At 71.9% G+C, this 20139-nt stretch carries 17 protein-coding genes and 2 pseudogenes; 10 read left to right on the top strand and 9 right to left on the bottom strand.

Features of this window, described 5'->3' with window-relative positions:
* Positions 1-164 precede the first annotated feature (164 nt).
* Together ACIBCM_RS33075 and ACIBCM_RS33070 are read right to left on the bottom strand one after the other, a co-directional pair.
* Positions 165-611 (bottom strand): hypothetical protein, encoded by a 447-nt coding sequence (locus tag ACIBCM_RS33075; RefSeq protein WP_399249778.1) that lies wholly within the window; start codon positions 609-611, stop codon positions 165-167.
* A 167-nt stretch (positions 612-778) separates the two neighbouring features.
* Positions 779-1348, bottom strand: coding sequence for a helix-turn-helix transcriptional regulator (locus tag ACIBCM_RS33070; protein ID WP_399249776.1), 570 nt, complete (start codon positions 1346-1348; stop codon positions 779-781).
* Between ACIBCM_RS33070 and ACIBCM_RS33065 the strand changes: the two genes are divergently transcribed.
* Positions 1320-2069: an NAD(P)H-binding protein gene (locus ACIBCM_RS33065; protein ID WP_399249774.1), complete on the top strand. Its 750-nt coding sequence runs from the start codon at positions 1320-1322 to the stop codon at positions 2067-2069. The two genes, ACIBCM_RS33070 and ACIBCM_RS33065, sit on opposite strands and share 29 nt — an antisense overlap.
* 205 nt (positions 2070-2274) lie before the next feature.
* Positions 2275-2652, top strand: a complete 378-nt coding sequence (locus ACIBCM_RS33060; RefSeq protein WP_399249772.1) for a DUF6193 family natural product biosynthesis protein — start codon at positions 2275-2277, stop codon at positions 2650-2652.
* An 86-nt stretch (positions 2653-2738) separates the two neighbouring features.
* On the opposite strand, the pseudogene ACIBCM_RS33055 reads toward ACIBCM_RS33060, so the two are convergent.
* The 3 genes and pseudogenes from ACIBCM_RS33055 to istB form a co-directional block, all read right to left on the bottom strand.
* Positions 2739-2879, bottom strand: a pseudogene (locus ACIBCM_RS33055) (GNAT family N-acetyltransferase); the annotation flags it as partial.
* Between the two features lie 57 nt (positions 2880-2936).
* Positions 2937-3143: a DUF397 domain-containing protein gene (locus tag ACIBCM_RS33050; RefSeq protein ID WP_399249867.1), complete on the bottom strand. Its 207-nt coding sequence runs from the start codon at positions 3141-3143 to the stop codon at positions 2937-2939.
* A gap of 390 nt (positions 3144-3533) precedes the next feature.
* Positions 3534-4862 carry an IS21-like element helper ATPase IstB gene (gene istB, locus ACIBCM_RS33045; protein ID WP_399249770.1) on the bottom strand — a complete coding sequence of 443 codons (1329 nt, stop codon included), beginning with the start codon at positions 4860-4862 and terminating at the stop codon, positions 3534-3536.
* 384 nt (positions 4863-5246) lie between these two features.
* Between istB and ACIBCM_RS33040 the strand changes: the two genes are divergently transcribed.
* On the top strand, positions 5247-5612 hold the full coding sequence (locus ACIBCM_RS33040; RefSeq protein WP_399249768.1) for a PH domain-containing protein: 366 nt from the start codon (positions 5247-5249) through the stop codon (positions 5610-5612).
* 532 nt (positions 5613-6144) lie between these two features.
* A complete protein-coding gene (locus ACIBCM_RS33035) occupies positions 6145-8409 on the top strand; it encodes an MMPL family transporter (protein WP_399249866.1) in 2265 nt (754 codons plus the stop codon).
* A 622-nt stretch (positions 8410-9031) separates the two neighbouring features.
* Here the strand turns inward: ACIBCM_RS33035 and ACIBCM_RS33030 are convergent.
* Positions 9032-11758 (bottom strand): collagen binding domain-containing protein, encoded by a 2727-nt coding sequence (locus tag ACIBCM_RS33030; RefSeq protein ID WP_399249766.1) that lies wholly within the window; start codon positions 11756-11758, stop codon positions 9032-9034.
* A gap of 347 nt (positions 11759-12105) precedes the next feature.
* Between ACIBCM_RS33030 and ACIBCM_RS33025 the strand changes: the two genes are divergently transcribed.
* The 5 genes from ACIBCM_RS33025 (at position 12106) to ACIBCM_RS33005 (ending at position 17335) form a co-directional block, all read left to right on the top strand.
* A complete protein-coding gene (locus ACIBCM_RS33025) occupies positions 12106-12603 on the top strand; it encodes a hypothetical protein (protein WP_399249764.1) in 498 nt (165 codons plus the stop codon).
* Between the two features lie 328 nt (positions 12604-12931).
* A complete protein-coding gene (locus ACIBCM_RS33020; RefSeq protein WP_399249762.1) occupies positions 12932-13333 on the top strand; it encodes an SHOCT domain-containing protein in 402 nt (133 codons plus the stop codon).
* Positions 13334-13898: 565 nt separating this feature from the next.
* A complete protein-coding gene (locus tag ACIBCM_RS33015) occupies positions 13899-14348 on the top strand; it encodes a hypothetical protein (protein WP_399249760.1) in 450 nt (149 codons plus the stop codon).
* A gap of 18 nt (positions 14349-14366) precedes the next feature.
* Positions 14367-16439 carry a hypothetical protein gene (locus ACIBCM_RS33010; protein ID WP_399249758.1) on the top strand — a complete coding sequence of 691 codons (2073 nt, stop codon included), beginning with the start codon at positions 14367-14369 and terminating at the stop codon, positions 16437-16439.
* Between the two features lie 368 nt (positions 16440-16807).
* Positions 16808-17335, top strand: coding sequence for a hypothetical protein (locus tag ACIBCM_RS33005; protein ID WP_399249756.1), 528 nt, complete (start codon positions 16808-16810; stop codon positions 17333-17335).
* A 270-nt stretch (positions 17336-17605) separates the two neighbouring features.
* Here ACIBCM_RS33005 and ACIBCM_RS33000 read toward each other — a convergent pair whose 3' ends face one another.
* From ACIBCM_RS33000 to ACIBCM_RS32990, 3 genes are all read right to left on the bottom strand, one after another.
* The gene (locus ACIBCM_RS33000; RefSeq protein ID WP_399249754.1) at positions 17606-18472 is read right to left on the bottom strand and encodes a 3-hydroxybutyryl-CoA dehydrogenase; all 867 of its coding nucleotides are present in this window, start codon (positions 18470-18472) and stop codon (positions 17606-17608) included.
* 24 nt (positions 18473-18496) lie between these two features.
* Positions 18497-18880 (bottom strand): Zn-ribbon domain-containing OB-fold protein, encoded by a 384-nt coding sequence (locus tag ACIBCM_RS32995; protein WP_399249753.1) that lies wholly within the window; start codon positions 18878-18880, stop codon positions 18497-18499.
* A gap of 140 nt (positions 18881-19020) precedes the next feature.
* Positions 19021-19854: a TetR family transcriptional regulator gene (locus tag ACIBCM_RS32990; RefSeq protein WP_399249864.1), complete on the bottom strand. Its 834-nt coding sequence runs from the start codon at positions 19852-19854 to the stop codon at positions 19021-19023.
* A 202-nt stretch (positions 19855-20056) separates the two neighbouring features.
* On the opposite strand from ACIBCM_RS32990, the pseudogene ACIBCM_RS32985 reads away from it, so the two are divergent.
* Positions 20057-20139, top strand: a pseudogene (locus ACIBCM_RS32985) (electron transfer flavoprotein subunit beta); the annotation flags it as partial.

Here is a 20139-nt window from a genome sequence, read left to right as displayed (position 1 = left end):
ACTTCGTTGCACGCTACCGATATCGCGGCCGTTTCGCCACAGATCAGCGGAATCAGTTGCCAGGACCCTCATGAGGTACGGAATCATTTGCGCAGTGGTTCCGATACCTCCGTCCGGATCTCGCCGAGAGCCGCTCCCCTCCGTTCCGTAACAGCACATCTACCTCACAGAGCCCACCAGCAGTACAGACGGTGACCGGCCGACCGGGCGCGACCGGCCAGCTCCGACAGCAGAACCAGCACCTCGGCCGCGGTTTCAGGGGCGATCTCCGACGACCGGAGTTCATCGGTCTCGGACCACGGCCCCGCGGCCTCGGCGAGGGTGGCGCCCGCGGCCCCCGCCAGCGCCTCCTGGAGGGTGTCGGACACACTCACGATGAACGCGCTCTCCGCCTCCGGGGAGGAGAGCAGCTGCCCCGAGCGGGGGCGGTCCAGCGCTTCGTCATAGGTGCAGCCGGTCAGGATCGCTTCGAGCTGGGCCATCACGACGACCGGGTCGATCCCCTTCAGCGGTACCGCGTCGAACCCCGCCATGCCCGGTCCGCCGTACTCGTCGAGGACGGAGACGGCCGCGTCGTCGTCGGACGCCGAGAAGTAGTCGCACATCACCATGCGGTGATCCTCGCACCCGGCACCGACAGCCCACCGCTCACGACCGTGCCGGAGGCCGCCCCACGGCCACGGCCCTCTGTGGCTCCGTGGCTCTATGACTCCGTGAGTGTCGCGGATGGGGAGCACACGGTCACGGCGTCGCGGACGGCACCGGCTCCGTACGACGCTCAGCGTCCGAGCTCCGGGGGCGGCGGTGCGGCGCGGTGCTCGGTCGGGGTGATACCGCGGAGACGCTTGAAGGCGACACTGAGCGCGAAGGTGTTGGCGTAGCCGACCTGCCGGGCGACGGAGCCGACCGTGGCGTCCGTCTCGCGCAGCAGGTCGGCCGCCAGGTCGATACGCCAGGAGGCGAGGTAGGTCATCGGTGGTTCACCGACCTGTGCCGTGAAGCGGCGGGCGAGCGCGGCGCGGGACAGCCCCGACTCTGCCGCGAGCTTCGCCACGGTCCAGGGGCGGGCCGGATCGCCGTGGAGCAGCCGCAGGGCCTGGCCCACCGCCGGGTCGTCCACCGCGCGGTACCACGCGGGCGCGTGCGCTTCGGACTGGTCGAACCAGGTCCGCAGCGTGGAGAGGAGCAGCAGGTCCAGCAGCCGGTCGCGCATGACCTGCTGGGCGGGCCGGTCGCCGGCGACCTCCTCGTCGACCAGGTCCAGCAGCGGGCGGTGACGGTCGGCGCCGGGACTCCGGTCCGGGTGGGGTCGCGCTCCGGTGAACCGCGATTCGACTGGCCGCGCCACCTGGGACGCGGCGCTGGAGGGTGTGAAGGCGGTGTTCCTCGTGCCGTACGACGGGGAACTCCTCACCCGCCCCTTCGTCGAGCGCGCCGCCGAACTCGGCGTCGAGCGCGTCGTGCTGCTGTCGGGACGCGGTGTGGATGTGCCGGGGTACTCCGGCGAGGCCAACATCGCCGGTGCCACCCATATCGACGGTAAGAGTGCCGTGCGCGACGGCGGTGTCGCGTGGACGATCCTGCGACCCGCCTGGTTCGCGCAGAACTTCAGCGAGGGCATCTTCCTGGACGCGGTCCTCGCCGGTGAGCTGAGGCTGCCTGCCGGGGACGGCGCGGCTTCCTTCGTCGATACCGAGGACATCGCCGCGGTGGCGGTCGAGGCGCTCACCGGGGAGGGCCACAGCGGGCAGACGTACGAACTCTCCGGCCCCCGGGCCCTGACCATCGCCGAGGCCGCCGCCGAGATCTCCGCGGCCACCGGCCGCGACCTGCGCTATGTCCCGCTGTCCCACGATGAGTTCGTCGCCGAACTGACCGGTCAGGGATGGGCGGCAGCCGAGGCGGAGGACTTCGCGGAGGCGGTGGGCCCGATCCGGCGCGGAATGGACGCCCATCTCTCCGACGGAGTGCGGCGCGCGCTCGGCCGGGAGCCGCGCGACTTCACCGAGTATGTGAAAGCGTCGGTCGACGCGTGGCGCGTCGGAGCCCGGAGCCGTAGCGCCGAGTAACTGACCTCGGCCTCTACGAGGCGGAGCGCTGGCGGGCCAGCCAAGCGAGCTTGAGGCTCCACAGCCCGCTCATCTCATGTCAGGCGGGAGCACAGTCTGTGACGACGGGTAGACGTATGTGGTCGGGAGAGCACTCGCGCAGGTCGCTGATCTCCCGCAGTGCCCGGCGTTGACAGCGGGCAAGGACCGGCTCGATGGTCGGGGCATGGCGATCTCAGGTAGGGACAGCGAGTGCGACAGAACGTGGCAGGGGACGTTGGAAGCTTGGCGACCGCCGCATCGGCCTGGGGACTGGGCCAGTCCTGCCATGTGGGCCGTGTTGCAATTGGCGGCGGAGGAGCCGGTGCTGCGGAGGCTGTTCGTGTGGACCAGCATGAACGAGCTGCATGTGTCGGCGACGGGTGACTTCCGTGACTACACCGTGGAGCCGTTCCCGGCGATCGCCGCGTCGACCAGGGGCTTTGTCGTGATGACGCATCCATGGGGACTGGACCATACAGTGCTTGAAACCTCTGATCCGGCGGCGGCGTTGGCATGCATGGTTCGTCTGATGGAGGACCAGAAATCCGCAGGGGCCGAGTGAGGGCAGGCCCCGAAGGTGATTCCTGGAGCTCCAGGGGCGGCGGTCGGCCTGCCGTCTGTTCCTGCCGGGCGCGGGAATGCGTTGTGGCCCTCGGCGGCCGGGTCGGCGCCGATCAGCGCCAGATACCAGTGCGGCTTCCGGGGTGTGTGCTTGGCGGCCGTCTCGATGGTCTCCGCGTCGGGAACGGCCGTCGCCCGCGCCTCCGGCGGCACCCAGAAGGCGCCGGCTTCCGGGCAGAGAAATGGGCCAGGCCCGACGGCCTGGCCCTTGGTTCACCCGCCCGGTCAGCCGACCGCGGACTCGCTCGCGAAGGCCACGAACCGGGCCCAGGAGGCCGCCGGAACGACAAGGGCGGCGCCCTGTTTGTCCTTCGAGTCACGGATGCCGACCCGATCGGTCAGGTCGGCGATCTCGACACAGCTGTTGCCCGCGCCGCTGCTGTACGAGGACTTGAACCAGGCGTCTTCGGTGGCCGTCTCAGTGGCCGGAATGTGAGTGTTGATGGCTCCGCTACCTTTGGCTAGTTTGTTACGGACTTCGGTGGATTCCTGAGGCGGTCCGGACGTGTGCCGACCGGCCCACCGGGATCAAGGATTGCGAAGTCCGGGCCCGCCCGGTACCCGCGCCCGGCGCCCACCGCCCTTATTGAGACACGGTTTCCGGGCTCGCCCACCACTGTCCCCGGGTGTTCGCTGCCGCAATGTTCCGCCCTCGCCCGGCGGGTGTCGGCGAGCCCCGTTCCCCCAAACCGGCCCGAAGGCACACAGGCGTGCCGCCCGCCCGGGCCCCGCGCGCCGTACGGACGCCCCGCCCCGTGCGAGGGGTTCCGCCGGGGCCGGCGGACGCCTCCGATGACGGCGGGATCCGAAGGAGGCCGTAAATCACCGTCCGGCGGCCGGGTCCGCGGTGGCGAACCCGTGGTCCACGCCATGGCCGCGCAGCCGGTAACTGTCGCCCTTGAGGCTGACGATGTCCGCGTGGTGGGCGACGCGGTCGATCAGGGCCAGGGTGACGGGTGAGTCACCGAGGACCTCGGTCCACCGGGAGAGCGGCTTGTCGCTGGTGACGATGACGGAGGCGCGCTCGTAGCGGTGGGAGACCAGCCGGAACAGAAGGTTGGTCGCCTCGGGTTCGAAGGGGACGTAGCCGATCTCGTCGATGACCAGCAGGGCGCAGCGGTCGAGTTCCGCCAGTTCCTCGGACAGCCGGCCGGTGTGGTGCGCCTCGCCGAGACGCGCGACCCACTCGGTGGCGGTGGCGAAGCGGACCTCGTGACCGGTGCGGCAGGCCCGCATGCCGAGCGCGATGGCCAGATGGGTCTTGCCGGTGCCGGGCGGGCCGATGAGGAGTGCGTTGCGGTGGGCGGTGACGAAGTCCATGGTGGACAGGCGGGTGACGGTCTCGCTGTCGCCGGGCCGCTGGCGGTCGGCGTCGAACTCCTCCAGCGACTTACGGGTGGGGAAACCCGCGGCGCGCACACGCGACTCGGCCCCGGAGTTCCCGGAGTTCCCGGAGTTCTCCCGGCCGGCACCCGTGTCCTGCGCGGGGATGAACTCCCGCAGCGCCGTGGGTGCGTTGGAGGCCCTGAACTCCTCGTCCTCCGCGGTCCGGTCCGGTCCCCCGCCGCGCGGGCCCCCGAAGGAGGCCGCGTGGGCCGAGTGAGCGAGGGACTCCATCGGGCCCGACATATACGCGAGGATCGCGGCCGAGAGGATGAACGCCATATGGATCACCGTCCCCCACAGCAGCGAGTGCTGGGCGGTGTGGTCGACGTCGACGAACATCTGGAGCAGATGGACCGACGAGATACCGACGATGGCGGTCGCCAGTTTCACCTTCAGCACATTGGAGTTGACGTGCGACAGCCACTCGGGCTGGTCCCGGTGGCCCTGAAGTCCGATGCGCGAGACGAAGGTCTCGTAACCGCCGACGATCACCATGATCAGCAGGTTGGCGATCATCACGACGTCGACGAGCTTCAGCACGGCGAGCATGACGTGTGTCTCGTCCGCCTGTCCGGAGACCACGTGCTGTACGAGATGCAGCAACTCGTTGAAGAACTTGTAGACATAGACGCCCTGGGCGGCCACCAGCCCGAAGTAGAGCGGGGCCTGGAGCCAGCGGGTGGCGAAGAGGGCGTATCCGAGCGAGGGAGCCGCGTAGCTCCTGATGTCCGGTTTGGGCGACGCGGGCGTGGCGTGACCGAGCAACGGCTCTCCAAGGGTGGCTTGGCGGCGGACGGGCACAGCCCGTGTACACGCCTTCAACGGCCGGGGCGGGGAAGGCGTCACGGACCCGGTACGGGTGGGACCCCACCGGGCCGGAGCCGATCGGCGGATCCGGACACCATGACGAGGGGCGTATCCGACCCTTGGGGGCGGCGGTCCGGACGTCCCGCGCCCGGGGCCGGGTCCGGACCCCGGGGCCGAGGGGGCGCGGACCTCGGGAGGCCGTGGACGCGGGTCCCGGGAGACCGCGGACCGGTCGGCGCCGGCGGGGCGGGTAAGGACTCCCGCCGGTGCCCGGCAGATGGCCGGAACACTCCGGTTAGAGTGACCATATCGTCAGACTTCATCGACTTCAGGGGGGCTTACATGGCTCTGTTCGGAAACGCGCACCCGATCGATCCTGCGGCGGCGGCACAGGAGTACGCGCGGCTGCTCGGCCAGGGCGAGCAGGTGTTCGCGGCGTATCTGCTGATCCGGGACACCATCCTGTTCACCGACCGCAGGCTGCTCCTGGTCGACAAGCAGGGGATCACCGGCAAGAAGGTCGAGTACCACTCGATCCCCTACAAGAGCATCACGCACTTCGCCGTCGAGACGGCCGGGACCTTCGATCTGGACGCTGAGCTGAAGATCTGGGTGTCCGGGAACTCCGTACCGGTGCAGAAGACCTTTACCAAGGGGGTCGACATCTACGAGGTGCAGGCCATCCTCACGCAGTTCGTGGCGCGGTAGCGGGCCTGGACTCGGGGAGTCGCGGGACTCGGGCGGCGCGGGGGTACGCAACCGGGGCGCGTTCCGGGGGCGGGGCGCGTGCCCGGGCCGGGAGGCGGGGCCGGGGTTACGGGTGCCCGCGCCCCGGGTCAGGGCGCGGGTCCGGGGCCGGGGTGCGCCGGAGGGGGCGAGGGTGCGCCGGACGTGCGCCGGACGGTTCTGCCCACCCGCGCCCGGGCGGCTCACCCGCACCCCAGGCGACCCCCACGACCCCTGAAACCTCAGCCGACGCACCCGCACCCCGGGCAACCCCGACAACTCACGCCACCCGCACCCCGACCGGCTCACCCGCACCCCAGGCAACCCTCGCGACTCCCCACGCCCCAGGCAACCCCCGCGGCTCCCCACGCCCCAGGCAACCCCCGCGGCTCACGCGAACGGCCCGCGCCCCGACAGCCCGCGCCCCAACGGCCCGTCCCGGCATGCCGCCGAGCCCCGGGCGGCCTTGACTGCGAGGTGTCCGAGCCCCGGCCGTTCGGGAGTACGCGTGTCCATGCCCATGCCGCCACCCCGGAACGGCTCCGGTACGGCCCCGCCGCGCAAGGGCACCCTGCGCCGTACGGGCGAGTGGTGCGCCCGCCGGTGGCTGCTCGTCATCGTGCTGTGGCTGGCCGCCCTCGCCGTACTCCAGGTGCTGCACCACACCTACGGCGGCGAGTACTCCGACGACTTCTCCCTCCCCGGCACCCAGTCGCAGGACGGCCTCGACGTCCTCCAGGCGCACGAGCCGGCCGCGGGCGGCTACAGCAGCCAGGTGGTGCTGCACAGCGCGACCGGACCGCTCGGCGCCGAGAGCGGCGAGGTCGCGGCCGCCGTCGCCGCTCTCCAGAAGCTGCCGGACGTCCTGTCCGCGCAGAATCCGCTCACCGCGCCGCCCACCCCGCCCGGCACCCCCGACACCGGACCGCTCTCCACCGACGGCAGGACCGCGTACATCACCGTCCGTTTCTCGGTGCAGCCGTCCAGACTGGGGTCGGGGTACCTCGACGGGGTGGACTCGGCCGTCGAGCCGCTGCGGGCCTCGGGCGTCCAGGTGGAGTACGGCGGGTCGCTCGGCGAACTCGCCCGGCCCAGGACCAACGACCGGGCCAGTGAGGCCATCGGGTTCGCGGTGGCGATCCTGGTCCTGCTGATCGGGTTCGGCAGTGTGGTGGCCGCCGTGCTGCCGCTGGTGAGCGCGCTGCTCTGTGTCGTCGGCGGACTGGCCCTGCTGGGACTGCTGGCCGCCGCCTTCACCTTCGCCACCGTCTCGCCCACGCTCGCCACGATGATCGGTCTCGGCGTCGGCATCGACTACGCGCTGTTCCTGGTCACCCGGCACCGCCAGAACCTGATGAACGGCGAGGACACGGTGACCGCCGCCGGAAAAGCCACCGCCACCAGCGGCCACGCGGTCCTGCTCTCCGGCTGCACCGTCATCATCGCGCTGACCGGGCTGTGGGTCTCCGGGATCGGCTTCATCGGCAAACTCGGGCTGGCCGCCGCCGTCACCGTCGTCACGGCCGTCCTCGGGGCGATCACCCTCGTCCCGGCCGTCCTCGGCCTGATCGGACGGCACATCGACAGACTGCGGGTGCGCACCCCGATCGCCGAGACGGACGCCGGGCCCGGCGAGGAGGCGCAAGGCGGCTGGCACCGGTACGCCCGGCGGGTGGAACGGCGCCCCTGGCGGTATCTGATCAGCGGTGTGGTCGTACTCGCGGTCCTCGCGTTCCCCGTCTTCTTCATCCAGCTCGGGCACATCGACGACGGCGCGGATCCGACGTCCTTCACCGACCGGCGGGCGTTCGACCTCATGTCGTCGGCCTTCGGGCCCGGTTCGAACGGTCCGCTGACCATCGTCGTCGACCAGACCTCCGTACCGCCGGCCGACCGGCCCCGGCTGGCGGACCGGCTCCGCACTGCGCTGACGGACGTGCCGGACGCGGCCGCCGTCACCCCCCTCAAGCCGACCGCCGACGGTGCCGCGCTCGTCGGCACCGCGTACTCCGTCGCCCGTCCGCAGGACGGGCGGACGAGGGGCCTGGTCGACCGGCTGAAGGACGACGTCCTGCCGCAGGCGGTGTCCGGCACGGGCGCGCACGGCTATGTCACCGGTACGACCGCCGCGCAGGTCGACTTCCTCGACATCGTCGCCGCCCGGCTGCCGCTGATCATCGCGGTCGTGGTCGGGCTCGCCTTCCTCGTCATCCTGACCGTGTTCCGGGGGCTGCTCGTCGCGGTCAAGGCGGCCGTCCTCAACGTGCTGTCGATCGCGGCCTCGTACGGCGTCGTCGTGGCCGTCTTCCAGTGGGGCTGGGGTGGTCCGGCGCTCGGGGTCTCGGGCAAGGTGCCCATCGAGAGCTATGTGCCGATGATGATGTTCGCCATCGTCTTCGGGCTCAGCATGGACTACGAGATCTTCCTGCTGTCCCGTATCCACGAGGCCTGGCTGCGGACGGGCGACGCCAGGGCGAGTGTGGCGCACGCCCTGGAGATCACCGCGCGGGTCATCACCTGTGCCGCGCTCATCATGGTCAGCGTCTTCGCGTCGTTCATCATCAGCGACAACATCGTGGTGAAGATGCTGGGTCTGGGGCTCGCGGCGAGTGTCCTCATCGACGCGACGGTCGTACGGCTGCTGCTGGTGCCCGCCGTGATGACCCTGCTCGGCCGGCGGGCCTGGTGGACGCCGAGGTGGCTGGACCGGATCATGCCGCACCTGGCGGCGGAGGGCGAGGCCTCGGCCCCACCGCGGTCACGGCCCTCGCGACGGTGACCGGCGGGATGGAGGCCCGGGCCGGCGGCGGGCGAACGGGTCCCGGCCGGCCCCCGGAGGCGGGTGGCCGGAGCCAGGCCGGCCCGGAGGCGGGTGGGCAGAGACGGTGTGCCCGGGGCGGTCGGCCCGGCGGGAGCGGCCGGGCCAGGAGCGCGCCCGGCCGCAGAAGGTGTGCTCGGGGCGGTCGGCCCGGCGGCGGACGGCGGCGAGGCGTACAGCCGGTGTCGTACGGGAGTGCGCTGTCCGCCGAGGGGTGTACGGCTCAGGAGTGTATGGCCGTAGGCGTACGGTCGGGTGCGTACGGACGAGAGGTGTACGACGGTCTCCGTCGGAGCCGCCGCCAAGACGGCGAAGGGCCGGGAGCGCCCCGGCAGTCGGAAGCGGTCGGCCCGGCGGGACCGGCCCGGCCGGGAGCGCGCCCGGCCGGGGAACCGGCGGCAGATGGACCACCCCAACGGTGAGGGCGGACCGCCACGCGCGTACGGCCCCGGGCGAGGACCCGGACGGCCGAGGAGACCCGCGGTGAGCCAACCGCCGGGGGCGCGGGCTCCCTTGTGGGGTGTCCGAGCCCCCGGCGCGATCGAGGGACACCGGCGAAAGGGATCAGCCTCGCCGCCCTCGCTCATGCCCTTCCGGGCTCGCCGCGCTTGTTGGCGATCTTCACGGTGACCGGCTCGTCCGCGTCGGCCGCGGTGATCACATACGGTCCGGTGACCGGGTTCCCGGGAAGGACGTACCCCTTCGGCGCACGGGTCTCCTGGAGCCAGTACGTGCCGGCACCCAGTTCGTCGAAGACGCAGTAGCCCGCGCTGTCCATCGAACAGCCCCGGCGCACCAAGGTGTCGGACCGGATGCCGTCGGACGGCGCCGTCCGGAGACCGGCGCGGCCGTTCGTCTCCCGCCACAGCCGGAACTCCGCACCCGTGAGCGTCCGGCCACTCGCCCCGTCGACCGTACGGACCATGACGGCGCCCTCGGTCCGGGTGCTCTCCGCGGTGCCGGTGACGCCCTGGGAGGCGTTCACCGCGAACAGCGGCAGCGGTCCGGCGACCCGGTCGCCGGGCAGCGTGTACCCGGCGGGTGCCCCCGTCCCGTACCAGTAGTACGTGCCCGCCGTCACCGTACGGGCGCACCGGCCGTCCGCGCCCGTGACGCACCCGGCGCCCACCCGGGTGTCCGGGCCGCCGGTGTCGGGGGCGCCTCCGGTGGTCTGGAGACCGAGCCTGCCGTTGGTCTCCCGCCACAGCTCGAACTCCGCCCCCGCGAGCGTCGCTCCCGACTCGGCGTCCTTCATCACGACCCGTACCTCACCCGAGACGGGTGCCGGCGGGATCCTGGTGCTCAGGGCGGTGACACCGGCGCCCGTGGCGGCGCCCGCGTTCCCACCGTTTGAGGCGCCCGCGTTCCCACCGGTCGATGCGCCCTCGTCGGTCAGCGTGAGCGGGAGGTCCCGGACCGCCGGGAGGGCGTACCCGGCGGGGGCCGCGGTCTGCCGCCAGTAGTACCTGCCGGTTCCCACCGTGCGCGTGCACCGGCCGGTCCGGTCGGTGACGCAGTCCGGGCCGGTCCTCTCGTCCGGAGCGGCTCCGCCGGACTGGAGACCCGCCCGGCCGTTGGTCTCCCGCCACAGCTCGAACACCGCCCCCGCGAGCCTGGCGCCCGACTCGGCGTCCGCCTGCACGACGGTGACCCTGCCGCTGACGGGCGGCACCGGGGTTCTGGCGGACCGGGCCGTGACAGCGGCGCCCCGGCCCCCGCCGGAGGCTGTCAGGGTGAGCGGGAGGACCGGATCGGCCGGGAGGTCGTACCCGACCGGAGCCGCGGACTGCCTCCAGTAGTACGTTCCCTGAGTCACCGTCAGGGAGCAGACGCCGTCCGGTCCGGTCGTGCACGGTGACCCGATACCGGTGTCGGGGTCGGCTCCGCCGGTCTGGAGACCGGTCCGGCCGTTGGTCTCCCGCCACAGTTCGAAGGCCGCGCCCGCAAGCGGCGCGCCGGTCGCCGTGTCCGTACCGGTGACCGTGACGGCGGCGGTCATCGCAGGGGCGGGGGAACGCGAGCCGGTGAAGACGACCGGCCGCGCCCGGTAGGGGCCGCCGTCGACGTCGTCGAGGACGGGACCGCCGCCCGCGAAGAATCCACCCGTCTCGATCCGCGACAGCAGGTCCCTGTCGTACTCCTCCAGATACGGCTCGCTCAGCAGGGATTCCTTGAGCGCCGTGGTGACCGGGTGGTACGCCACGTCCTGCGGGCGCACGCCCTGCGCGGTGTGGTCCGCCCGCAGGCCCCCGGCCCATTCGGCCGGGCCGATGTACTCGTACGCCGTCAGCCGCCGACCCGCGAGCGGGTCGGTGGTGTAGAGCGTGCCGTCGCTGCCGGTGGTCCGGGCGTGGACCGCCGTACAGCAGTCCCCGCCGGAGCCCTCGCCGGAACTCTTGCCGGAACTCCTGCCGGCCTTGCCCGGATGGGAGCCGAGCCCTCTGTCCGTGAGCAGGAAGGTGCGGTTCGCCACCGGAACCCTCCCGCCCGGCGCGCTCTTCTTGGTGATCGTCACGGAGAAGTGCCTGACGATCGTGGAGATCCTGCGGGTACCGCCGGGCTCGACCGTGATGGGCATGACCCTGCCGCCCAGATGACCGCCGGTGCCGCCACTGAAGAAGGCGCGGTCCCCGGCAGGCGTCACGAACAGCCCGGAGCCGTCGAAGTGCGAGCCGGCCGGGTAGCCGCCGCCGATCCAGTAGCCGTGGGTCCAGCCCGGCCCGGCCCCGAACCGGCTGAAGTCCCGGTAGCCGAGGAAGCGGCCCTCGGCGTCGTAGTCCTTGCCGTACGGGACGACGTAGTACGTACGGCCCGGGGCCACCGCCACATCCGTACAGGAGCCGCCGTCGATCCGGTGGAGTTCGCCGTTGTGGAGCCTCGCGCTCGCCGGGTCGAGCAGCCCTCCGGCGTCTTCGAGGCCCTCCGCCAGCCGGGCCGCGGCGGGTACTCCGGTAAGGCCCCGGTGGACCTCCCCGGCGAACTCGCCCGGCGAGACACCCGCGTCGTAGACCGCCGCGTAGGCGACATGGCCGGGCGGTAGCGGCTGCTCGGTGCTGGTGTGGCCGGTGGTGAACGGGCCGCCGTCCACGCTCCGGTTGGCACACAGCCTCAGCTTTCCCGTCGCCGCCCTGACCGCGGCTCCGCCCGCCGTCTCACCCGCCGTCTCACCCGGGGCCTTGCCCGGGCTTCCGCCCGCCGTCCCGCCCGCGGTCTCTCCGGCCGCCGTCCCGCCCGCGGTCTCTCCGGCCGCCGTGGACACCGGTTCCTGCTGTGCCGCGGCCGCGGGCACGGCGAACGCCAGCAGGGTCACACAGGCCCCCACGGCCCATGACCGCAGCAGCCGGCCGGGTCTCCCCCCGTCGCGACGGGACCGGCCGACCGGCGGCGTCGCTTCCTCGTGTGCGGCTCCGACACCGCCATGGATGAACATGGCGATATCAGACCTATGACCTGATTTTCACGAGGCCGTACGCACCGGCCCCCTCGAATATTCGCCCGGCGATTCACCCGGTCGCCCCACGGCTGCGGGCGCATTCATCCGTACGGAGTTCACGGGCGTGCGACGACCCCCGGCCGCTCATTCACTGGCCGTACCACCCGCGTACTTCCGCGCGGGACCGGAGAGCAGAGCGTGAACAGGGCAAGGAGGCGGGTCGCATGAGCGGTCGGTGGAAGCGGCCCGTCGCGAGTGCGGCGGCGACGGTGGTCCTGGCGACGGCGACGGCCGCCGGAGCGGCCGGGTGCTCCAACGAGAAAAGCCCCTCCGGTGCCGTCACGTCCAAGGCCGTGTCCGCCGTGAACTCGGTGGGCGCCAAGGCGACGGCGGCCATCGCCTCCGCCACCGCGTCGGCGGGGCAGAAGCTCGGCGAGATCAAGAACGGCGTCGACGCCAAGGGCGAGGTGACCCTCGGCACCCCGAGGACCGGCAGCGACGGCAAGACCGCCGTCGCGGTCACGGTCCGCAACACCGCCGACTCCACGAAGTCCTTCGCCGTCCAGGTCAACTACCGCGACCAGCAGGGCAACCTCCAGGACACGACCGTGGTCACCGTCTCCGGCGTACCCGCCTCCGGATCGAAAACGGCCACGGCCCTCAGCAACCGCAAGCTCTCCGGCCAGGTGAAGACCGAGGTCGGCACCGCGCTCCGGTACTGAGCGGCCGATGGACACGGTCCGTGGGGCGGCGCGGAAGGCCCGCCGGCGCCCCTGGACGTACGGTCCGCCGGGCGCCCCCGAGGACACAGGTCCGCCCGGCCGTCCCTGGACACAGGTTCGCCCGGCGCCCCCGGACACACGGGTACGCGGAACGGGCCCCGGCCCACGCGTACCCGATGGCCCGTACCGATGGCCTGTACCGATGGCCTGTACCGATGGCCCATGGCCCGTACCGCCGGTCCGTATCCGTTGCGGACCGGCGCCGGAAGACCCACCCCGTACCGCGCGAGCCCGCACCGGAGCACCGGTGCGGTGAAGGGAGCCCACCGTGGACGACTACCCTCTCCTCAACCTCTTCTGGACCATGCTCTGGTTCTTCCTCTGGATCATGTGGCTGTTCCTGCTCTTCAAGGTCATCACGGATATCTTCCGTGACCACACCATGAACGGCTGGGCCAAGGCGGGCTGGCTGATCCTGGTGATCGTGCTGCCCTTCCTCGGCGTGCTCATCTATGTCATCTTCCGCGGCAGATCGATGGGGGAGCGCGAGGTCGCCGCCGCCGAACAGCGCGAGGCCGCGTTCCAGTCGTACATCCGCCAGACCGCGGGCACGGGTGGCGGGGCCGGTGGCAGTCACGCCGACCAGTTGGCGAAGCTCGCCGAGCTGAAGGAGAAGGGCTCGATCACGGACGAGGAGTTCCAGCGCGCGAAGGAGAAGATCCTGACGTGAGCCGCGGGCGCGCGGCCCGGTACCTCCTGCGGCGCCGCGCGCGCCTTGCCCGCTCCGTACGCCGTGGCCTACTCCGGACCGCCCGGCCCGCTCCGTACCCCTTGCCCGCTCCGTACGCCTTGGCCCGCTCCGTGCGGCTCGGCGCGCTGTGCCCGTACGACCGGGTGCGCTGTGCCCGCCCCCTACCTCACTCGGCACGCCCGGACGGGGTCGGATTCGCCCGGCCGCACGCCCGCGCCACGAGGCGGGCCGGCATGCCCGTTCCCCCGGCCCCGGGGGATCGGGACACACACGGACCCCGCGCCGAAGCAGAGCCGGCAACCGGCCCTGGCGGTCCGGCTCCCCGGGCCGGGCCGGTGCGCCCACACCCGTGCGGGCCCGTTACCCCGGCCCGGCGCCCCCGCCCGGGCGCCCCTCCCGCCCCCGCCCCGCTATCACGTCGTCATCGCGTCAACGATCCGTATGTGACGCGCAAGGGATCCCTTCATCGGCTCCGTGCCCCGTTCCGCCGCTCCTACGGTCGGATCTCACAGAAGGCGATCAGAGACTGCACGGGGGCACATCCATGTCGTTCGAGGCGGAATGGGCACAGGCCAAGGCCGATGCGGCGATGCGGCTGAACAGGGTCCCCGACGAGCCGGGCGTACCACGGGGGCCGGGCGGGGGCTCCGGCGATCTGCTCGTCCGGGGGGACGATCTCGGGCTGATCGGCCGGGCGGCGTACCGGCTGCGCGGCGGTCTGGCGTCGGCGGGCAAGCACGCGGCCGAGGCCACCCGGGGCGCCGCCGGTGAGCTGGGCGGGGGCCGCTTCACCACGGGCCCCGCGCTGACGGGGCTCGCCGGTGCCTGGGACAACCAGGTCAAGGCCCTGCTGGAGGCATGCGCCCATATCTCCAACCATCTCGACTTCACCACCAAGGTCCACGGGGAGGACGAGCGCCGGATCGAGACATCGATGAGGAACACGGAGAAGCTGCCGATGACCGCCTCCCGGCTGTCCGAGTACTTCCACTAGGCGGGGGGCGAGCGCGAGATGGCACATCTGACGTTCGAGGACGTGCTCCACGTACGGCTGGGCAAACTGGACCAGGCCGTCACCGACTGGACCGCGATGATCTCCAAGCTGGAACGGCTGGCCGACGAGGCGCGCGACAACATGAAGGCCAAGTCCGACGCCGCCCGCTGGCAGGGCGAGAACGCCGGAGTCACCCGGCCGTTCGTGGACAAGACCACCAAGGAGTTCCGGGACGCGGTCACCGAGGCCACCAGCGTCCGCAACATCCTGCGGGACGGACACAGCGCCCTGAAGTCCGCCCGGGACGAACTGCGGCGGATCGTGGACAGCCCGCCCGCCGGGGTCACCATCTGGCCCGACGGGGTCGTCGCCCGCTCCGTGCACCCCGACCGCCGGGGAACCGGTGCCGGCACCGGCACCACCGACCCCGGCCCGTCGGCCCAGAGCCTGGACGCCGTACGGGACCGGATCACCCGCGCCCTGGAAACCGCGAGCGACGCCGACGAGACCGTGGCCCGGGCACTGCGCGACCTCACCGAGAAGCATCCGTACGACTTCGGCGACGACAGCTACGCCGGGCTGGACGACTACCGCGGCCAGGACCGCGCCCAGTCCTTCAGGGACGCGGACACCGCGATCGGTCTGGCGTCCCGGGGCCCCCGGATGTCCGACGCCGAACTCGTACGCCTCAACGACCTCCTCGCCGACAACCGGGACAACCCCGTCTTCGCGGAGCGCTTCACGGCGAGCCTGGGCGCGGAGCGCACCCTCGGCCTCTACGCCGGCCTCACCGATCCCCGCCAGGTGCCCGCCGTCACCGACGCCCGGCGCGGGGAACTGGCGGAGACCCAGCGCAATCTGGGCCTGGTCCTCGCCCAGGCCAGCCACAGCGACTCCCCGGCCATGCGGCAGTGGAAGCAGGACGTCATCGAGCTGGGCCCGAAGCCGCTCGAACTGAACGGCGGCTCCCGCCCGTTCGGCTTCCAGGTCATGAGCAATCTGATGCGCGACGGCGTGTACGACAAGAAGTTCCTGAACGACTACGGCACCGCCCTGGTCGCGACGGAGAAGGACATGCGCCTGCCGGAGAAGTACTGGCACGGGCCCCTGAACGCCGACACCCATCTCAACTTCCAGGACGCCGACGACGACTTCGGGCGCGACCCGATGACCGGCTTCATGAAGGCGCTCGCCCACAACCCGGAGGCGTCCACCCAGTTCTTCAACACCACTCAGCCACAGGACAACGCCGCCTGGGTGCTCGGCGAACGCGACTGGTTCGCCGACGGTATGAAGACGGAAGGACCCCACGCCAACCGGGACGCCCTCGGCTCCGCGCTGGTCGCCGCCGCCACCGGGATGAACCCCGACGACAAGAACGCGGTATTCACCGAACACACCGTGGAGCACCGCCAGGTCCTCGACCGTTCCCTGGAACAGCTCTCCCGCGCCGGCGACGACTTCCCGCCCGAACTGCGCGACGACATGGCGAAGATCCTCGGCAACCACGGCGACGCCGTGCACCGGTCCGCCAGCAGTCTCGACGCCACCACCAGCCCCCTCGACCGGGATCAGCTCCTGGAGGTGGCCAAACAGGTCTCCCGCGACCAGAACGCGTACGGCATGCTCAACGAGGCCCTCAACCGCGAACTGGTCCACGACATCCACCAGGACCGGGGCAGCAACGAACCCCTGCTGCGCGCCGGACAGACCGTCGGCTTCCTGGAGGAGGCCCGCTACCAGGCCCTCGCCACCGACAAGAACGATCCGTCCTGGAACGCCAAGTGGGCCTATCACATCGGCGGCGGCATCGTGAACTTCCTGCCCGTCGTCGGGGACGCGGCCCAGCGCAGCGTCGACGCCATCACCTACGCCTGGCAGCTGGAGGAGCAGGGCCGGATCAACGACCGGGCGGGCGAGGACAACGCGAAGGTGTTCAAGGTGCGCGAGGAGCAGCTCGGGGCGCTCGCCAGGGAGTGGCACACGATCAACCCGGGCCTGGCGGAGAGCTCGTACACGGCCCATGACCGGATCAACGGCGCGGCCAACGACGGGAACGCCCGCTCGAAGGGCCTGGCGGGCGACCAGTGACCCGCCCGCCGGACGGCCCTTCTCCTCGGGACCGCGCTTCCCGCCGGGACGGACCCTCGCCGCCCGCCGGCCCGCCCCCGCCGGGCGGTGCCTCCCCTCCCGGCGGGCTCTCCCCGCCGGACCGCGCCGCCTCTTCCGGCGGGCTCTTCCCGGCGGACCGTCCCGGGCATACGGACGGCCCGCGGCCTCCGGACCATCGCCTATGTCCAGACCACCCCTGGCCTCCGGACCATCACCTACGTCCAGACCGCCGCCCCTGGCCTCCGGATCGTCCCCGGCCTCAGGACCGCTCTCGCCGTCTTCGGCTGCTGCGCCGTCCGGGCCGGGTCCGGCGGCCGGGCGGGGGCCGGGGCCGGATCGCCGTGGCGGTGGCCGCCGGAGCCGCCACCGCGGGCACGCTGGCCGCCGTCGCCGTCGCCGTCTGCACCGGACCGGAGCGGGGCTACGCGGTCCCCACGAGGATCTGCGGAACACCCGTCGCCCCGGGGACGCTCGGACCCCTGCTGCCTCCCGGCGGCTCCTACCGGGAGTCGGACCGCGCCTCCCGGCCCGGCGGCCCGCGCTGCCGGCTCTACGTCGACGACGAGCTGGCGGTGTATCTGAGCGGTGATGTCGTCCCGGCCGGGCTCAACCCCTTCGACAACCCGCGCGGTCTGGTCAACCGGTTCGAGAACCCGGGGAAGCCGGGCATCGGGATCGACTCCCGGCTCGGGGACGACGGCGCGGCGGCCCTGATCGCCTGTGAGCGGCAGGGCGTACCGATGCGGTTCGTCCTCCATGTCGACCTGTCGTACGAGGTCCCCCCGGACACGGGGGAACGGCGGCGCAGACTGGGCGAGTTCCTGGCGTCCGCGCTGGTGGAGTGGTCCACGGCGGCGGGCTGCGCCCGGGGGTGAGGGCCCGGCACTACCGGGGGCGGGTGCGGCCCGGACGGGCAGGCGGGCATGAGGGTTCACCGGCCGCCCGGTCCGATGCAGCTCCGGGCCGCCGTGTGCTGCGCCCCGGGGAAAGGCCCCGGCACAACCCCCGGGTGTGTGGGCCCCGGACGGGCAGGCGGGCATGAGGGTTCACCGGCCGCCCGGTCCAATGCAGCTCCGGGGCGCTGTGTGCTGCGCCCCGGGGAAAGGCCCCGGCACGGCCCCGGGGCGGGTGCGGCCCGGTCCGGGTCAGCCGGGTGTGTCGTACGTGTAGAACCCGCGGCCCGACTTACGGCCCAGCGCGCCCGCCGCGACCATCCGGCGCAGCAGCGGCGGCGGTGCGTACAGCGGCTCCTTGAACTCCTCGTACATCGACTCGGCGATCGACTGCGCGGTGTCGAGCCCGATGAGGTCGAGCAGCCGGAGCGGGCCCATCGGGTGGGAGCAGCCGAGGACCATCCCGTTGTCGATGTCCTCGGCGGACGCGGCGCCCGACTCCAGCATGCGCACGGCGGAGACGAGATACGGGACGAGGAGCGCGTTGACGACGAACCCGGCCCGGTCCCGGGCGCGTACGGCGGTCTTGCCGAGCGTCTCCTCTGCGAAGGTCACCACCCGTTCCGTCACGGAGACGGATGTCAGCTGGGTGGGGATGATCTCGATCAGCCGCTGCACCGGCACGGGGTTGAAGAAGTGGACCCCGACGACCTTCTGGGGCCTGCCGGTGACCGCGGCCAGATCGGTGATGGGGATCGAGGAGGTGTTGGAGGCGATGACCGCGCCCGCCCCGAGCACCTGGTCCAGCTCCTTGAAGACCGCCGTCTTCACCTCGCGCCGCTCGGCGACCGCCTCGATGACGAGATCCCGGTCGGCGAAGTCCGCGAGGGAGTGGGTGAACGACAGTCCGCCGAGGGCGGCTTCGCGGTCGGCTTCGGTGAACTTGCCGCTGCGCACCCCCCGGTCGAGTGAGGTGGTCAGCCGTTCCCGGCCCGCCGCGAGGGCCGCCTCGTCGCGTTCCGCGACGAGGACGTCGAGTCCGGCCCGTGCGCAGACCTCGGCGATCCCGGCCCCCATGAGGCCGCAGCCCACGACGCCCACTCTGCTGAACTGCCTCATGGCACCTGCCCTTTCACGCGGCTCTCACCGCCAGTCGGTATGCCTGACCGTGTCGCACAGTTCGACGACGAGTTCGCCCGCGTCGAGATCGGCGGCGGCCACGGGCCGTACCCGGGCCCCGATCCAGACCAGATGCGGCGCCGCCCCGATGACCCGGCAGCGGAACATAAAGCCCTCGGGGAAGCGGACCAGGGACTCGTTGCGGGCGATCCGGGTGTACCGGTGCACCACCGCCGACCTGATGACGATGCCCTCACCCGTACTGCGCTCCGATTCCAGATCGCTCGACGCGCAGACGGGACAGAGGAGTTTGCGGAAGGAAGCGGTACCGCACCAGCGGCACCGCTGATAGATGAGACCGACGTCTTCCCGTACCTCCGGCACGGTGTCGGTTCCGGGCTGGGACATGGCACGACCCCCTGCACTCGGCTCGGACTCGCCCCGCTCTCGCGTTGGCGCCTTCGCACCATATGACACTCAGTGTCGAGGTGTATAGGTACTGAGTGCCACATCTTTGGGTGGCCGGTTTTTGTCGACTCCCGTCAAACTCAGGCGCCTTCGAGTGCCGCCTCGATCCCCTGGACGACCCGCCACACAGGGGTGCCCTTGCGGGCGACCATGACGATGACCTCGTCGTCCTCGGCGAGCGTGCCGACCGGGCCGCGGTCGTCCTCCGCCCCGGGGACGGGCACCGCCCCGGAGCCCTCGCCTCCCGCACCGGAGCCCTTGCCGGTTCCGGGGGCGGGGCGAGCGGAGGGGTCCGGCGCCGGGGGTGAATCCGGGGCCGCGCCCCACACCCGCTGGACGAGGCCGAGCGCGTGGTTCACCGCCGCGGCCACATCGCCCTCGCCACCCGACCGCAGCCAGCCCCGCAGGGCGTTGTTGTGCGCGGCGACCACCGCCGACGCGATCACCTCCGCACGCAGCGCCCCGTCCGTGGTCTTCGGGTAGCGGGCACGCAGATGGCTCGCGAGGGTGCGTTCATAGCGGCGTACGACCGACAGCTCGTACGTCCGCAGCCCCGGCACCTCACGGGTGAGGCGGTAGCGCTGTACGGAGAAGTCGGGCTTCGCGGCGTACATACGCATCACGATCCGCGCCGCGTCGCACACCGTCGCCACCGGATCGCCGCCGCCCTCCCCAACGCTCCGGCCTTCACCGTTTCCGCCGCCGTCGCCGCCGCCCCTCGCCTCCAGGAAGGCGGTCATCTCGTCCAGACAGCTCTCGTGGTCGGGGAAGACGGCGTCCTCCTTCGACGGGAAGTAGCGGAAGAACGACCGTCGGCCGACACCCGCCCGCGCCACGATGTCGTCCACCGTGGTCCGCTCGAATCCGCGCTCCAGGAAGAGCTGGAAGGCAGCCTCCGCGAGGGCCTCCCGCATGGGCACCTTCGCGGCCCGGCCGGCTGTCCCGGCAGGGCCGGTCCCGGCGGTGGGGCCGGGTTCCGGCTTGCGTCGCCTGCGCACCTCAGTCATGCGGGGAACGTAACACCGCACCGGCCCTTTTGGCACTGGGTACCTTTACAGAGGGTACCCAGTGCCATAGTCTCGGCCGGACCAACCCTCCATCCGTAGGAGAGCCGTCGTGAGCTTGAGGATCGTTGTCTGTGTGAAGTATGTGCCCGACGCTTCTGGTGAGCGGCGTTTCGCGGATGATCTGACGGTGGA

The sequence above is a fragment of the Streptomyces sp. NPDC051018 genome, from assembly GCF_044456085.1.
Taxonomy (GTDB): Bacteria; Actinomycetota; Actinomycetes; order Streptomycetales; family Streptomycetaceae; genus Streptomyces.
This window is presented reverse-complemented; position numbering and strand designations above follow the sequence as displayed.